The following is a 15,909-nucleotide window of genomic DNA, read 5'->3' on the forward strand; positions in this document are numbered from 1 at the left end:
CGTTCGTCCGCATGGATCGCCGTCCGCATTATCGAACCATTTCGGATTCGGCGTCGGATCGGCGCGATTCGGGCGTTTCGGGCAAACGGGGAGAAAGCACGCCCCGGAACGGGACGTGTCGGTGGCATGACTTTGAATGCGTCGGGGAAATGCGCTTCGGGTCGTCACGTGCGAGCATCGCCCGACCTTGCGGCCGGACCGGATGCCCGACGTTCACGCCGAACGCGCCGGAGCGGGCTACCGCGCGATCCGCGTCACGGCGACCGCAACGCCTGCAGCCCGAGCGTGAGCGCGTTGAACGGCATCTCCGTGGCGCCCATCGAGAAACTCGTCGTCTTCGTGGGCGCCCCGGGCGTACGCATCAGCGCATGAACGATCCGCTCGCTCGCATGGCCGTCGCCGTATGGATTGCTCGCACGCGACATTTCCTCGTATGCGCTCTCGCTATCGAACAGCCGCGACGCCTCCCAGACGATCCTGTCCCGATCGGTGCCGACGAGCCGCGCGGTACCGGCCTGAATCGCCTCGGGCCGCTCCGTCGTCTCGCGCGTGACGAGCACCGGCTTGCCGAGCGCCGGCCCTTCTTCCTGAATGCCGCCCGAATCCGTGATGATGAAATGCGCTCTCGACATCAGGAATACGAACGAAAGATATTCCTGCGGCTCGATCAGGTAGATATTGGGAATATCGCCGAGCCGCGCGCGCGCCGGCTCCCGCACGTTCGGGTTCGGATGCAGCGGATAGACGAACTGCGCATCGCGATAGCGGCCCGCCAGCGTGCACAGCGCATCGCAGAAATGCCGGAACGGTTCGCCGAAACTTTCCCGGCGGTGGCCGGTGACCAGCACGACGCGCCGCGACGGTTCGAGAAACGGGAAGTACGCGGCGATCCTGTCCGACAGCGCGGCGGTGCGATCGAGCATGCGCTTGACCTCGTGCAACGCATCGATCACGGTATTGCCGGTCAGCGACACCGCGCCGCCCGGTACGCCCTCGCTCAGCAGGTTGTCGCGCGCCAGCCCGGTCGGCGCGAAATGCCATGACGACACCGCATCGGTCACGCGGCGATTCAGCTCCTCCGGCCACGGCGACCAGATGTCGCCGCTGCGCAAGCCGGCCTCCACGTGACCGACCGGCAGATAGCGATAGAACGCCGCCAGGCTCACCGCGAGCGTGGTCGTCGTGTCGCCGTGTACCAGCACGACGTCCGGCCGAAATTCGTCGAAGACGATGCCGATCGCCTGAAGAATGCCGGTCGTCACGTCGGTCAGCGTCTGGCCTTGCCGCATCAGGTTGAGATCGTAGTCGGGCTTGATGTCGAACAGCGTCAGCACCTGGTCGAGCATTTCCCGATGCTGCGCGGTCACGCATACCCGGGCGTCGACGTCCGCTTGCACCTTCAGCGCACGCACCAGCGGTGCCATCTTGATGGCCTCCGGCCGAGTCCCGAACACAAGCAAGATCTTCTTCATCGTTATCCTCGTTTTAGCCGCTTCGTGCCCGGCGATCCAGCACACGGCGCGAAGCATGTATTCGGGCGGCGCATCCCGTACCCGCGTGTGATCGACACGCGGCGGTGTTGCGGGGCGAGCGCGCTGCCTCGTCCGCGCGGTCCGGGCCGCGCGAATCGTCGTGCTACCGGCGTCCCGTTGCATTGAATCGATCACGTCATGAGCCGTTCCTCGCCGTGTCGAGCGTCACGTCCTCCCACTACAGCAATATTCAAACCAGCCGGCCCGCATCCCGGCCTGCATCGTTGCACGGCCATCGCGTACGGACGGTGCGTTACGGAATGTTTCACAACTGCTACGGACACTCGCATCTCCGCTTCGACACGACGACGACAAACGGCCGGACGCTCGCGCGGTCCGTCCGACGACGTCGTCCGATGAATCGCACGTGCATGTCGAGCGCCCATGACGAAGCCAATCGCGTATACCTTTCGACGCGCTTTGCGTCGCCTCGATTCGCCACTTTCGTCTGTGCAGTGCACGGCACGCACCCGAGCGTCGACTACCGTCGCGCGCACCGGATTTCCCGCCACCCGACGGGGCTTGCGTCACACGAATCGCGGCGGCGGGAAATGTTGCGAATGTGTAACGCTGAGCCGAAATCCGAAAATACATCGGAGTCCCGTCTATTCGTCGCATGTGACGGCGGTTCCCGTTCCGACCGCTCGACTGACGCGCACACGATGCACGATGCACGGCGGTCAGTCGCACCAAGCCGCACCCGGCACGGCGACGTCGACGGGCACGACGACCCGGTCGCCGCGCGACCTGCTCGCTGCGTGCGATTGACCGCCAGCGGCTGATGCAACGCGCGCACGCTGATTCGTCGGTGAATCAAAACGCGTCGACTGCACGCCTGCCGCATCCGTTCCCCGCGCGCGACCCCTTGCTGCGCGGGGCATCGCGGCAGATGGCTCACGCCTTGCTTAACGTCAGACGGGTGCGTCCCGAAGCACTCGCATCGCAGCAGACAGATGGGGACGCCACAGCAACGAAGCCGGGAGGCGACGCCACGCGTCCGTCCGGGGGCAACCGATCACCGCCCCAGTGCGACGAATGCGCGACCGCTTCCCATTGACATCCGCGCGATCCACGGAGCGCCTTCTGCTCTCATCGGTCGTCGCTGCGGGCACGGGGACCAGAACATGAAGCAAACGCGGATGGCGTCACGCTGCGAGCAAGGCATCCTGCTGCTGATCGTGCTTGCCTGCTCGCTGATCGTGCGCGACACCGCATCGCAAGCGATCGCCGAACCGGCCCGGTTCGACTTGCCCGCCGCACACGCCTCCCACGCCGCAACCACCCGGATCGCGATGGAGCGCACCGCGCTCGACAGCGCGACGCTCCCGCCCGCCGCACCGGCCTCGCCCGATCCCGATGCGTCGCTCGCTCCGCCGTCCGCCGCCACGCCGGACGTCACGTTCGACCCCGAACTGCTGCTGATGCCGTGCGTCGCGTATCTGTGGCTGTTCACGCTGTTGACGTGCGGGTATGCCGCACGGCATTACGTATTCAGCCTCGACCGCCTGTTCAAGCCGCAGCGCGCGCCCTACCGGACGATGACCCACGGCGATTGGCCGCGGCTCACGGTCTTCGTCGCCGCCCACAACGAGGAAACCGTCATCGTCGACTGCCTGATGGCGCTGCTGGCCACGACCTATCCGCGCGACCGGCTGACGATCGTCCCGGTCAACGACCGCTCGACCGACAACACGCGCGCATTGATCGACGAAGTCCAGGCACTCGCGCCCGAGCTGATCCGGCCGTTTCACCGCGATACCGGCAAGCCGGGCAAGGCAGCCGCGCTGAAGGACGCGCTGCGCTTCATCCGCGGCGACATCATGGTGGTATTCGACGCCGACTACCTGCCGCGTCCGGGGCTGCTGAAGGAACTGGTCGCGCCGTTCTTCGATCCGGAAGTCGGCGCGGTGATGGGCCGCGTCGTGCCGCAGAACGCCGACAGCAACCTGCTCGCGCGGCTGCTCGATCTCGAGCGCGCGGGCGGCTACCAGGTCAATCAGCAAGCGCGCAACAATCTCAACCTGGTGCCGCAGTACGGCGGCACGGTCGGCGGCATCCGCAAGGGCGCGCTCGACGCCGTGGGCGGCTGGTGCGACGACACGCTCGCCGAAGATACCGACATGACCTACCGGCTGCTGCTGAGCGACTGGCGCACGGTCTACCTGAACCACGCCGAATGCTACGAGGAAGTGCCGGAGCGCTGGGCCGTCCGCGCCCGGCAACTGACGCGCTGGGCGAAGGGCCACAACCAGACGATGCTGCGCCATCTGGTCCCGGTGCTGCGCAATCCGCTGATCTCGCGGCGCTGCCGGCTCGACGGCGCGCTGCTGCTCGGCGTGTTCGCGATGCCGGCGCTGCTCGCGCTCGCATGGAGCGCCGCGCTCGCGCTCTACCTGTTCAACGGCGTCAACTCGACCACCCTCGGTCTGCTCCTGTCGCTGTTCGCGCTGTTCTCGTTCAGCACCTTCGGCAACTTCGGCGTGTTCTTCGAGATCGTCGTCGCCGCGCGGCTCGACGGCCGCGCGACGCGCCTGCGGCTCGTGCCGGTCAACGTCGTCGGCTTTTGCGTGACGATTGCGGCGGTCGTCTCCGCACTCTGGGGACTCGCGCTCGACGCCGCGTTCCGCCGCGAGCTGAAATGGGACAAGACCGAGCGTTTTCGCCGACAGTTGAAACCGGAGCGATGAGCGATGACGACCTTCAACGTGATGGTGCCGGTGGCCGGCGTGCTCACCCTGCCGTTCCTGCCGATGCTGCATGAACTGATCCGGCGCAGCGACGTCGCGGCGCTGCCGATCGGCGACGGGCCGTTCGTCGATCAGGCGCTGCTCGCCGCGCGCTGGCACGACGCGCTGCGCGCGCACGTGGCCGGCACGCCACCGGCGGATGCGTCCGTCGCGCCGCCTTGGCAAGCGCTCGGGCTGGCCGTCCAGCATGACGAGGCGATCCATGTCGCACGCGACGCGCATCGCGACGACGTGCTCTACGCCAGCCGCGCGATCACGCTCGACGATGGCGCGCGAGCGGCCTACGCGTTCGCCGACGAGCACATCGACATCCGCGCCGGCGCGACGATCGGCACGCTCGCGCATGCGCCGCTGATCGACATCGACGACGCGGTGCTCCGTGGCGCCGTGGTCGGCGGCACGCTGCGCCTGCGCGGCGCCGGCGGCTTCGCGTGCCTGTATGGCGAGCCGATCGTCTTCGGCGCGGTGCCCCGCGCGCGACCCGCGGACACACCGGCCGCCCCGCGCCGCGCAGTCTCGCTCACCCGCCACTTCGCATCGCTGCCGCATCGCTTCCTGCACGGTCGTTACCTGCTGCCGTGCGACGTTCGCCTGCCCGCGCATACGGTCGTGCAAGGCAACCTGATCGTCGAAGGGACGCTCGTCCTCGGCGAAGGCTGCGTGCTGCGCGGCAGCGTCAAGGCGCATCGCGTCGAACTCGAGCGTCACGCGTTGCTGCACGGCGCGGTATTCGCGCGCGACGACGTGTTGCTCGCCAACGCGAGCTGCATCGACGGCGTCGTGTCGGCCGGCGGCCTGCTGCGGCTGACGGGTGCGCGCATCGGCGTCGCCGGACATCCGGTCAGTGCGTGCGCGCGCGACGTCTCGGTCGTCGATCATGCGTGCGTGCATGGCGATCTCGTTGCGTGGCGCAGCGGCTGGTTCCACACGTCCCGTTAAGGAGCGCCTCATGTCCGATCGCCCCAGCCATCGCGGCCCGCGCGTGCCGGTTGCCACCCTCGCGATGCTGTGCGGCGTCGCCTTCGGCGCGCCCGCGGCGCTGGCGGAGCAGCCGGACGATGTCGCCGCCATGCCGGCCGTACCCGCCGAACCAGCCGAACCAGCCGAACCAGCCGTACCACCTCCGGCCTCCGCCATCGTCATCACGCCGCGACCACGCGACGAATCGATGTTCGTGCGCGTGGACGCCGAAGGCCTGCCGGACGGCGTGCCGCTCGCCGAGTTCACGCCCGAGGATACGAACCGGCCGCCGCTGCCCGATGCAATCGTCACACATGTGCAGGCGCCGCAGGAATCGCACACCGAACTGTCGCTCGGCTATTCGAGCGCACACCTGACGCACGGCTACGGCGACTGGTACGGCGTCCATCTGCGCGGCGTCTATCAGGATGGCGGGCGCACCGTGCTCGGCGAACTGGCGCAATTGCACCGCTTCGGCGAGAACACGCAGCTCGGCGCGCTGACCTACGTGCAGGACCTCGGCCCCGACTGGTTCGGCGGAATCGGCTTTTCCGGCACCACGTCGGGCACGATCCTGCCAAGTGCGCGCGTCGACGTATCGATCAATCGCAAGCTATTGTCCGATCGTTCGCTGGTCGTGTCGCTCGGCGCCGGCTACGCGTGGAACCGCAGCGGCCACCGCGATCAGCTCTATCACGCCGGCGTGATCTGGTATGCATTGCCGAAGTGGATTTTCGAGGCGGGCGCGAACTATACGGTCGATTCGCCCGGATCGGTGAAGGCGCCCGCCTACTACGGCGCCGTCACCTACGGCGAAGTCGGCAAGAGCGTGATCGTGCTGCGCGGCGGCGTCGGCCGCGAAGCGTACCAGGTCACCGGTTCCGGCACGCAGATCGCCGATTTCCGCAGCCACGAGATCACCGCGAAATGGCGCTACTGGTTCACGCGCAAGTGGGGAACGCAACTCGAATTCGCCTATTACCACAACCCGTACTACTCACGAATCGGCGGCGAGCTCAGCGTCTTCTATCGCTGGTAACCGGGCGGGCGCCATGCACACGCATCCGGTCCGTCCTCCCGTCGATCGTTCGCTGCGCACCCACGCGTACCCGCAACGCTGGCTTTCGTCGATCGCGCTGCTGACGCCCGCGCTGTACGCGTCGCTGTGGTTCGGATTGCCGCTCGCGTGGCGCTACTGGCGCGCGGTCATGGCGTGGGGCGCGCAGCAGATCGATCCGGCGCTTCATGTGATCGTGATCGGCTATCCGCCCGATGCGCCGCGCGTGCCGCTGCTGTCGATCGACGTCGCCGCCCGCATGCCGGGCGACACACTGCTGGCCGCCACCGCCGCGCTCTGTGCGACCGGCTTCGCCGCATCTTTCATCCGGCGGACGAACTGGTTGCCTGTTGCATATCTGTTACGTATCGCGAGCTTCGCCCAACTGCTGATCTGCGCGTACTTCTGGCTCGCGCCCGGCACGTTCCCGTATGTCCCGCAACTGCATCTGCGCGACATGTTCGTGCTGCACGGCGCGGCGATCGCGCTGGTCCCGCTGGTCATGGCCGCGCTGTACTACCCGCTCGATTTCTCGCTGCCGCAAAAGACCGTCGCGTCGCTGCTGGTGCTCGGCTACTTCGTGTTCGCGCTGCCGTTCGTGATGCTGCTGCACGCGACCATCATCCATCACGGCTCGCTGCTGTTCCTGCCGTTCTGCTATTTCCTGCTCGGCGGCCCGCTGCTGATCGGCCTGCTGGTGACGCTCTATACCTACTGCGCAAGCTGGCCCGGCGCGCTGACGCGCGATCGCGATTCCGTCTGCCGATAGCGCGTCCAAACGCGCCGTATCAGCGATGAAACGATTCCGCCGTGTTTCCGAACGCGCCGCGCGACCCTTATCGCAGGAAGCCAGCAGAACCGGGCTTCCTGCGCCAATGGCACGTTGTTCGCTTCGTTGGATACGTCGCATCGAGTCCTCTCACCGGCGAAGGCAGCGCGGCAGGGCGGCGCATGGGCGCAATCCGGCCGCCGTCTACACGCACTGCTCGATACCCGACGAACCGGACAGCCGCACACACCTACGGGGCTGGATTGGTCGACCTGGCGACACCGCATTCCGGCTGCCGCACGCCCCCATTCCTTGAGCGAGGAGCACACCATGTTGGCAAAGTCAGGCAAGTTCTTGCGGATCCTGCTCGCGCTGTTCGCGCTCGCGTTCGCATTCAGTCCGGGCGGCGCTCGGGCAGCCAGCAACCAGCTTCTCCTGTTGGTGCCCGACACGCTGACGCTGCCCGATTCGCGCGTGTCGGCATGGCTCGACAGTGCCCAGGAGGAAGGGCTGCAGATCAAGGTGATGACCGACAGCCAGTTCATGGCGGCCGGCGCGTCGCTGTCGCAGTATCCGGGCCTGATCCTGCCCGACCAGGTGCATACGACGGCCGACGACACGCTCGTGACGGCGATCCAGAACTATGCGCTGAACGGCGGCAAGGTGATGCTCGTCTACGATTTCGGCGTGCTGAATGCGGCCGGCTTCTACGTCAGCCCGAAATCGCGCTTCAGCAGCATGGTCGGTGTGGATTACGTGCTGTATGACCAATACGGCGGCAACATGATCGGCCTCGGCAACGTGACCGGCATGAGCAGCTGGCTGCGTACGCTCCAGGTGCCCCCCGGCAAGTCGATGGCGTGGACCACCGCTTCGTCGTCCACCACGACGGCGAGCGCGCTCGCATCGACGAGCACCGCGGGCACGTCGACGAATTCGACGTCGGGCAGCGCGCAGTTTCTGACCGCCAGCCGGTCGAACCCCGGGGGCCTCGCCAACTACAACCACTCGGCATGGTTCCAGTACACGACGCCGCCCACCGGCAGCGGCGTACTGAACCAGACGGCCCCGAAGCTGACCGGCACCGTCACCGGCAAGCTGAAGAAGACCACGACGTATACCGCCAACTCTCTCCTGAGCACGTCGACCGGAAAGACGGCCAGCACGCTCGCGTCGACGCTGTCGACGACCACCGACACGCTCGAAGGCATCTCCGGCTACGTATACGGTTTTCTCACTTATCCGAGCTTCGTCACGCAGGGGACGTATACCGGCACGACGATCCTGACCTCGCCGACCTTCGGGCTGGTGTCCGGCTACAACACGTACGGCAACGGCGGCGTGCTGTTCGTCAACCTGCCGCTCGCCTACCTCGACGGCCAAACCGACGGCATGCTGATCCACGGCTACCTGCATTATTTCGGCACGCAGATGCTGAACCTGGCGTCGCTGTCGCCGCTGCCGAAGGCAATGGCGGGTCTCGTATTCAACTGGCACTTCTGCGCGGGCGACCAGATCCAGCCGGCGCTTTACCTGAAGAGCCTCGGCGTCTGGAACAACGGGCCGTTCTCGCTCGTCATCACGGCCGGCCCCGACGAAGCGGCATTCGGCGACGGCAACGGCATCAACCTCGCCAACAACCCCACCGCGCAGAGTCTCGTCAAGTATTTCGTGAGCAAGGGCCAGCACGTCGGCAGCCACGGCGGCTGGATCCACGATTACTGGGGGGCGAATGCGAGCGAAACGAACGCGAGCACGTTCACGCAGTATCTGGTGATGAATCACCAGGCCGTTCAGGCCGCGACGGGCTTGCCCGATGTCGAGTATGCGGCGCCGGAAGGCAACACGCCGACCTGGTCGGTCAACTGGCTCGAAAGCAACGGCTTCAACGGCTACTACTTCACCGGCCACACCGGCTCGCCGCCGACCCGCGCATACCGCAACGGCGCACTGCTGAACCCGGGCCTGTGGGCGTACCCGGTGATGCCGTTCGGCAAGTACGCGACGTTCGAGGAGTTCCAGCAGTACGCAGTGCCGACGAGCGACGTGAACAACTGGTACGCATCCCTGATGAACTTCGTCGTCGCGAACCGCACGAGCCGGCTGATCTACGCGCACCCGCTCGGTGCGTCGTCCTACACGTCGACGTTGTCTGCGATCTTCTCGCAAGCCAATACGCTGAAACTGACGGGTCAGTTCAAGTGGTACACGATGAGTGACATCACGGTCTTCGACCGCGCACGCCTGAACGTCACATGGTCGGCCACCGACACGGGCAGCGGCTGGACGTTCGCCGCCAGCCACCCGACCAGCCTCGCGAACATGACGTGGCTGCTGCCGAAGAAGGGCTTCGCACTGCCGTCGATCACGCAAGGCAGCGGCAGCGTCGTCATCACCGACGCGACCTACTGGCTCGTGACCGCGAACGGCGGCACCAGTCTCACGTTCACCAGCGCCAAGGTGCACTGAGCCGCGACCTCGACACACCCGCCGGCGCGCGACGCGGCCAACACCGCACCCGGCGGGATTTGCGCAGGACCACCGCGCAGGAGCCTCCAGATCATGAACCGGCCCGCGCTTTTCCCGGCCGCACGCGCACGCGCGGCGGCCACCGCCCGGCTATGCCGCCGGTGGTGCGTCGCCTGCTGTGTCGCCGCATGCGGCGTCGCGCTGCATGCGGACGCCGCCGAACTCCAGCTCAACGGACTCTACCAGCGCCCCGACGGCGCGATCACCGTACGCCTGAACGGTTCCGGCATCGATCCTTACTTCGCGGCGAAAGCGCTGCTCGGCGCCGCCGATGCCGGGCTCGACGCCCGTCAGGCCGCGCTTGCATGGATCGCGTGGCTGTTGCCGCGCCAGCGTCCGGACGGCGGGTTCGACCGCTACTGCGTGAAGAACGGCCAGTACAGCGCCTGTGCCGAGGCCGACGCCGACGACGCGATGATGGCGACCTGGATCGAACTCCTCGCCCGCTTCGCGCCGCCCGACGGTCTGCCTGCCGCATGGGAACTCAGCCTCAATCGCGCAGGTGCGCATCTCGACACGCTGCTCGGCAAGCCCACCGGCGTTTATCAGATCTCGTCGACGCTGCACGTCGCGTTGCTGATGGACAACGTCGAGGTACACAGCGCGTTCCGGGCGCTCGCGGCGTATTACGTCCGGCATGCCGACTACGCGCGCGCCGGCCCGTGGAGCCAGCGCGCCGACCGGCTCGCGTCCGCGATCCTGAAGGTGTTCTGGCGCGGCATGCAGACCGGATTTCGCGCGAGCACGCAGCGCATCAGCGACACGACGTTCTATCCGGCGAAAGTCGCGCAAATCTTTCCGCTCCTGTCCGGCATTCAGGTTCCCGAACAATCGAACGAGACGATCTACGCGCAGTGGATGCAGAAGTACGGAAAGACCTGGCTTCAACTCGCCGGCTCCGATTATCCATGGGGCTTGATCGCACTGGTCGCCTTCAAGATGAACGACAGGAACACGGTCGCGTGCTGGCATGCGCGATCGGGCCCGTACCGGCACGGCGCGCACTGGAACGTACTGGAGGAGGCGCTTTACCTGGCATTCGAAAGCCGGATGGCCGACCCGGTCGCGCCCGCTCAATGCGGTTTCACGACGGCGGCGGCGACGGAGACCGCGTCGCGCTGATCCACGCACGCGCACGGTCCGGGGACATCTACAGGGAAGGAGACGGGTCATGTGTGGCATCGTCGGCGCGGTCGCGCAACGGGATATCGTCCCGATTCTGATCGAAGGTCTGCGCCGCCTCGAATATCGCGGCTACGATTCATGCGGGGTGGCGACGGTCGTCGACGGCCAGGCACGCCGCGAGCGCAGCATGTCGCGCGTCGCCGATCTCGACGCTCACGTGCGCAGCGCCGGCCTGACCGGCAGCACCGGCATCGCGCACACGCGCTGGGCAACCCACGGCGCGCCCGCCACCTGCAACGCGCATCCGATCTTCTCGCGCGACGAAATCGCGCTGGTTCACAACGGCATCATCGAGAACCACGAAACGTTGCGCAAGCAACTTTCCGACGCGCATTACGAGTTCGACGGGCAGACCGACACCGAAGTGGTCGCGCATCTGATCCACAGCAAGTACCGCGGCGACCTCCTCGCCGCCGTACGCGATGCGACCTCGCAACTGCACGGCGCCTATGCGATCGCGGTGTTCAGCAAGCACGAGCCGCAGCGTCTGATCGGCGCGCGCGCCGGCTCGCCGCTCGTCGTCGGCGTGAAGGACGGCGAATGTTTTCTCGCGTCCGACGCGCTCGCGCTCGCGGGCATCACCGACCGCTTCATATTTCTCGAGGAAGGCGACATCGTCGAACTGACGCCGGGTGGCGTGCGGGTGCTCGATCGCACCGGCGCGCCGGTCGAACGCGCGATACAAACCGTTTCGTCCGCGCAAGGCGCGGTCGAACTCGGGCCATACCGGCACTTCATGCAGAAGGAAATCTTCGAGCAGCCGCAAGCCGTGGCCGCGACCATCCCCGATGCAGGGCTGTTCGATCCCGCGGTATTCGGCCCGGACGCCGCGCGCGCGTTCGAGCAGATCGACAACGTGCTGATCCTCGCGTGCGGCACGAGCCACTATTCAGGCCTGACTGCCCGCCGTTGGCTCGAGACGATCGCGCGCATCCCCGCGCAGGTCGAGATCGCGAGTGAATACCGCTACAGCGACGCGCTCGCGATGCCGAATACGCTGGTGGTCAGTGTGTCGCAATCCGGCGAGACCGCCGACACGCTCGCCGCGCTCAAGTATGCGCAGGCGCTCGGCCACATCGACACGCTGGCGATCTGCAACGTGCCGACCAGCGCGATGATGCGTCAGACCGGCTTGCGCTTCCTGACACGGGCCGGCCCGGAAATCGGCGTCGCGTCGACCAAGGCGTTCACGACGCAGCTCGTCGCGCTGTTCATTCTCGCCGTCACGCTCGGGCGGCTGCGCGGCTACGTCGACGACGCGCAGCTCGCGCGCTACACGATGCAGTTGCGGCGCCTGCCCGGCGCGCTCGAAGACGTGCTGGGGCTGGAGCCGCAGGTTGCACGCTGGGCGGCGGAATTCTCGCGACATGAAAACGCGCTGTTTCTCGGGCGCGGGCTGCACTACCCGATCGCGCTCGAAGGCGCGCTGAAGCTGAAGGAGATCTCGTATATCCATGCGGAAGCGTATCCGGCCGGCGAGCTGAAACACGGGCCGCTCGCGCTCGTCACGCATACGATGCCCGTCGCCACGATCGCGCCGAACGACGCGTTGCTCGAAAAGCTCAAGTCGAACATGCAGGAAGTGCGAGCTCGCGGCGGGCAGCTTTATGTGTTCGCGGATGCCGATACGCGGATCGACAACGGTGAAGGCGTGTCGGTGCTGCGAATGCCGGACTACTACGGGTTGCTGTCGCCGATTCTGCACGTCGTGCCGTTGCAACTGCTCGCGTATCACGCGGCGTGCTTGCGGGGTGCGGATATCGACAAGCCGAGGAATCTGGCGAAATCGGTGACGGTGGAGTGATGGGCGGTTCTTTGATTCAGATTAAAATCCACTCTCATGAACGTCTTTGCATCATAAAACCAACGATCAATACCGTCATGAACGGTTTACTACCTATCCGTCTTCCCCAAGACACGAATGACCGCGTCTTTTTTGTAACCGATCTTAATTCCACGAACATCGCTCGAAAGTTGATTCCTCACACCAACAGAATACACCTCCCCATTCTCAGTAAATGCTGTTACCGCACCGTCAGCGCGTCCAATCGCATTACCGCTTTCGCCCCGATCTCCTTAGGCTGTGGAGAGGCATTGAGTAGAAATGCTGCAGCAGCCTCCACCTCACCAGACAGAGGCTTGGGCCGCCGCCGGGTCGACGCTCACATCGAAATGCACGAGACCCTTGATGAGGCCGAGGAAGGTTCCGATGATCCCCAGGCCCGTGAGCACCCCGGGGAGATGCTTGAAGAAGTCCGTCTTCAAGCGACTGTCGACGATTGCCTGATCCGTGAAAAAAGTCTCAGCTAGCGCTGTCGAGCGCCAACACCTGATGCGGGCTGGCCGGTGACAGCGGCTGGCCAAGTCACGATCGAGGTTCTTTGGCACGATGTCCTGACCGCTCTCTAAATCGCGCGAAGCCGCCGCTATGGTGCCGCAACGTGCACCGATGTCGAAGCGTCGCAGCCCGCCGGTGAAATAGACGCGCAGCCTCAAGAACGCCAGCCGCTCCCACTACGCTTGTGACACATCGAATGATTTCGCCACAAGCCCGTCCTAGTCGCGCCGCCCGCGACAACTTCCTTCCAATTACAAGCGCCTGCAACCCTTATCGCGGACTACCCCAAAGTTCACGCAGTACAAGGTTTGATGGATCAACCGACAAGCTTTCTATCACGCAACATCTGCAAATACTTTTCGCCCTCGTCGTCCTCGTCGAAAATCTCTTCGCCATCGAGCATGTACGCCTTTAGTAAACTGGCGACTCCCTGCTCCTCGTCTCCGAGACTGACCTGACTTTGCCCCAATCGATAGTGTACAAAGGGGTTCTCCTGTCCGCCGGGGCCATTGAGCGCATCAAAGAAGCTCTGTCGCGCTGCCTCAAACTCTTCGAGCTGATATTGCGCATCACCAATCGATGCGGAAAGCCACGTGTACGCTTCCCAATCAACGCGAGGTTCGGGAAGCAACTCGAGAGCTGCACTCCATCGCTGAATCGCTTCGTCGAACTTCGATGCATCACACAAGACATTACCCTGCTCCGAGAGAGCATCTAACTCATCTTGGATTTTCTTGGGAAGCCTGGCCATCTTTATTTTCTTCCCTTCGATGCACGCTTTGCGAATTCGAGATACTTCTTATCCTCACCGGAAAATGGTCTGTTTCCAAATTGCTCATACAGCGGCACAAAAAATTCAGCGGATTTATCTAGATCGCCGGCTTCAAAATACACTGTTCCGCTAAGAAAGCCGATTGTCAGATCCGGGCCGGCTCCAGAACCGTACGCCTTTTTCATTTCTGCCAACCAGTGAACAGCCTTATCAAACTGTTTAGTATCGCGATAAAAAACGACGAATCCACGTGTCATCGACTGCGCGAGGTCGTATTGCTCTCTAGGCTCGGGCAAAATCTCCCACGCCTTTGTGAAATTTACCTCGGCTTCCGCGATGTCTCCCTTCTTCCAAGCTTCCCGACCCGCCGCACCGTAAGCGTATACGTCTTTGGTCAGTTCTTCTGGTAGCTTCATGGCCATATGCACCTTACTTCAATGGGGGTAGATTGTAGTGGTCAACTGATTCCGGACACTGCGTTAAGTTTTTCTTCCGCGACAGCCGGCGCCAGTCCGTCGTTGAACTGATGCGGCCGTATCCAGTTGTACCGATGCATCAGGTAGTGACTGATATCCCGGTGTGCTTCCTGCGCCGACATGTAACCCACTGACGGCAGCCATTCCGTCTTGAAGCTGCGGAACAGCCGCTCCATCGGGGAATTGTCCCAGCAATTTCCACGACGGCTCATGCTCTGCTTTATCCGGTAGCGCCACAGACGCTGACGGAACTTCCGGCTTGCGTATTGGCCGCCCTGGTCCGAGTGAAACAACAACCCCTGCGGTCGGCCTCGTTGCTCGTAGGCCATTTCCAACGCCCGCACGACCAAATCGGCGTCCGGGCGTGTCGAGAAAGCCCAACTGACAACTCGCCGCGTGAACAGGTCGAGCACGACCGCCAGATAATGCCAACGGCCTTGTGCCCAGACATACGTGATGTCGCCGCACCAGACCTGATTCGGCGCACCAACCTCAAACTGACGGTTGAGATGGTTCGGGATATCGATCCGCTCAACCGTCGCCTGTTTGTACGCGTGACTGCCGGGTTGCTTGCAAATCAACCCCAGCTCTTCCATCAAGCGGCTGACCTTGAAGCGGCCAATCGCCGTACCTTCCTCGCGCATCATGCCCATGATGCTGCGACTGCCGGCTGAGCTTCGACTCTCGATGAACAGCTCGTGTACCCGGCTACGCAGTGCCATTCGCTCGGCATCAACACGTCGGGCTCGCCCTCGGTGGGCATACAGGCAGGACCGCGACACGTCGAATACCGCGCAGATCAGCTCGACCGATTCGCTTGCTCCAATCTGATCAATTACTTCGTACGTTCGATGCCTTCCGACATCAAGAGCGCGGTAGCCTTTTTTAAAATGGCCTTCTCACGCTCGAGGCGTTCGATACGCGCCTCGAGTTCCTGAATACGCTGTTGATCCGGCGTGATTGCCTTGCCCTGGCGTTCCATCTGAAATTGCCGCACCCAGCGGCGCAGCACCGTCTCGCCGACGCCGACCGAACGGCTCGCCTCTGAAAAGTTATAGCCTTGGTCAAGCACCAGGCTGGCTGCTTGCTGTTTGAACTCGGGGGAAAACGAACGACGTTGCTTCGGCATCAGACACCTCTCCATGGCGAGCATTCTCGCCTAAATCAGTGTCCGGGTTCATTAGGCCACTACAGATAACGTTCACCCAGTTTAGCACCAAGGGATCTGTTGACCCAGTATGGTTGCAAATCGTAATTCTTAGAATCGAGCATCCATGCACGAACCTCTGGAGCTTTCGCCCCATACTCTCGCCCAACATTGTTCCACCAGGTAACCGCGTCCGTTTGGTGCGCCATATCAGCGTCTTTAAGCGGATACCAGTTGCCCTTGTACTCAAACTCTTTCTCTCCAGTGAACTGACCCTGAACCAGAATTAGTCCCGGTCGGAAGTGGAGATTTCCGGCTTGTGACCCTGAACCAGAATTAGTCCCGGTCGGAAGTGGAGATTTCCGGCTTGTGACCCTGAACCAGAATTAGTCCCGGT

At 64.2% G+C, this 15,909-nt stretch carries 11 protein-coding genes and 1 pseudogene; 7 read left to right on the forward strand and 5 right to left on the reverse strand.

Annotated elements, in window-relative coordinates; genetic code table 11:
- Nucleotides 1–254 precede the first annotated feature (254 nt).
- Nucleotides 255–1,472, reverse strand: coding sequence for a non-hydrolyzing UDP-N-acetylglucosamine 2-epimerase (gene wecB / locus WS95_RS12220; RefSeq protein ID WP_034206990.1), 1,218 nt, complete (start codon nt 1,470–1,472; stop codon nt 255–257).
- A 1,184-nt stretch (nt 1,473–2,656) separates the two neighbouring features.
- On the opposite strand from wecB, the gene WS95_RS12225 reads away from it, so the two are divergent.
- The 7 genes from WS95_RS12225 to glmS all read left to right on the forward strand — a co-directional run bounded on the left by WS95_RS12225 (nt 2,657) and on the right by glmS (nt 12,583).
- Entirely contained in the window at nt 2,657–4,219 is a 1,563-nt protein-coding gene (locus WS95_RS12225) for a glycosyltransferase family 2 protein (RefSeq protein WP_059824048.1), read from the forward strand.
- A 3-nt stretch (nt 4,220–4,222) separates the two neighbouring features.
- Nucleotides 4,223–5,218, forward strand: a complete 996-nt coding sequence (locus WS95_RS12230) for a polymer-forming cytoskeletal protein (RefSeq protein ID WP_059824050.1) — start codon at nt 4,223–4,225, stop codon at nt 5,216–5,218.
- Between the two features lie 10 nt (nt 5,219–5,228).
- Complete coding sequence (locus WS95_RS12235) at nt 5,229–6,278, forward strand: YaiO family outer membrane beta-barrel protein (RefSeq protein WP_059824052.1); 1,050 nt, start codon at nt 5,229–5,231, stop codon at nt 6,276–6,278.
- Nucleotides 6,279–6,291: 13 nt separating this feature from the next.
- Complete coding sequence (locus WS95_RS12240) at nt 6,292–7,065, forward strand: hypothetical protein (protein WP_059824054.1); 774 nt, start codon at nt 6,292–6,294, stop codon at nt 7,063–7,065.
- 330 nt (nt 7,066–7,395) lie between these two features.
- Complete coding sequence (locus WS95_RS12245; RefSeq protein ID WP_059824056.1) at nt 7,396–9,534, forward strand: polysaccharide deacetylase family protein; 2,139 nt, start codon at nt 7,396–7,398, stop codon at nt 9,532–9,534.
- A gap of 93 nt (nt 9,535–9,627) precedes the next feature.
- Complete coding sequence (locus WS95_RS12250) at nt 9,628–10,716, forward strand: hypothetical protein (RefSeq protein WP_034206984.1); 1,089 nt, start codon at nt 9,628–9,630, stop codon at nt 10,714–10,716.
- Nucleotides 10,717–10,765: 49 nt separating this feature from the next.
- Nucleotides 10,766–12,583 (forward strand): glutamine--fructose-6-phosphate transaminase (isomerizing), encoded by a 1,818-nt coding sequence (gene glmS, locus WS95_RS12255; RefSeq protein ID WP_034206983.1) that lies wholly within the window; start codon nt 10,766–10,768, stop codon nt 12,581–12,583.
- A gap of 326 nt (nt 12,584–12,909) precedes the next feature.
- On the opposite strand, the pseudogene WS95_RS33205 reads toward glmS, so the two are convergent.
- The 4 genes and pseudogenes from WS95_RS33205 to WS95_RS12275 all read right to left on the reverse strand — a co-directional run.
- Nucleotides 12,910–13,116: pseudogene (locus tag WS95_RS33205) on the reverse strand (anti-phage ZorAB system protein ZorA); the annotation flags it as partial.
- A gap of 317 nt (nt 13,117–13,433) precedes the next feature.
- Nucleotides 13,434–13,868, reverse strand: a complete 435-nt coding sequence (locus WS95_RS12265; RefSeq protein ID WP_034206982.1) for a tetratricopeptide repeat protein — start codon at nt 13,866–13,868, stop codon at nt 13,434–13,436.
- 2 nt (nt 13,869–13,870) lie between these two features.
- Nucleotides 13,871–14,305, reverse strand: coding sequence for a hypothetical protein (locus tag WS95_RS12270; RefSeq protein WP_257139740.1), 435 nt, complete (start codon nt 14,303–14,305; stop codon nt 13,871–13,873).
- Between the two features lie 41 nt (nt 14,306–14,346).
- A protein-coding gene (locus tag WS95_RS12275) for an IS3 family transposase (RefSeq protein ID WP_155294437.1) occupies nt 14,347–15,494 on the reverse strand; the annotation gives its coding sequence in 2 pieces (ribosomal slippage) (nt 14,347–15,254 and nt 15,254–15,494; 1,149 coding nt in all).
- Between the last annotated feature and the right edge of the window lie 415 nt (nt 15,495–15,909).

Source organism: Burkholderia sp. MSMB1826, assembly GCF_001526325.1.
Taxonomy (GTDB): domain Bacteria; phylum Pseudomonadota; class Gammaproteobacteria; order Burkholderiales; family Burkholderiaceae; genus Burkholderia.

What these genes read in the sequence shown, in the direction of transcription:
- wecB (WP_034206990.1), bottom strand. Translation starts at nt 1,472, where the DNA reads ATGAAGAAGATCTTGCTTGTGTTCGGGACTCGGCCGGAGGCCATCAAG.
- WS95_RS12225 (WP_059824048.1), top strand. Translation starts at nt 2,657, where the DNA reads ATGAAGCAAACGCGGATGGCGTCACGCTGCGAGCAAGGCATCCTGCTG.
- WS95_RS12230 (WP_059824050.1), top strand. Translation starts at nt 4,223, where the DNA reads ATGACGACCTTCAACGTGATGGTGCCGGTGGCCGGCGTGCTCACCCTG.
- WS95_RS12235 (WP_059824052.1), top strand. Translation starts at nt 5,229, where the DNA reads ATGTCCGATCGCCCCAGCCATCGCGGCCCGCGCGTGCCGGTTGCCACC.
- WS95_RS12240 (WP_059824054.1), top strand. Translation starts at nt 6,292, where the DNA reads ATGCACACGCATCCGGTCCGTCCTCCCGTCGATCGTTCGCTGCGCACC.
- WS95_RS12245 (WP_059824056.1), top strand. Translation starts at nt 7,396, where the DNA reads ATGTTGGCAAAGTCAGGCAAGTTCTTGCGGATCCTGCTCGCGCTGTTC.
- WS95_RS12250 (WP_034206984.1), top strand. Translation starts at nt 9,628, where the DNA reads ATGAACCGGCCCGCGCTTTTCCCGGCCGCACGCGCACGCGCGGCGGCC.
- glmS (WP_034206983.1), top strand. Translation starts at nt 10,766, where the DNA reads ATGTGTGGCATCGTCGGCGCGGTCGCGCAACGGGATATCGTCCCGATT.
- WS95_RS12265 (WP_034206982.1), bottom strand. Translation starts at nt 13,868, where the DNA reads ATGGCCAGGCTTCCCAAGAAAATCCAAGATGAGTTAGATGCTCTCTCG.
- WS95_RS12270 (WP_257139740.1), bottom strand. Translation starts at nt 14,305, where the DNA reads ATGAAGCTACCAGAAGAACTGACCAAAGACGTATACGCTTACGGTGCG.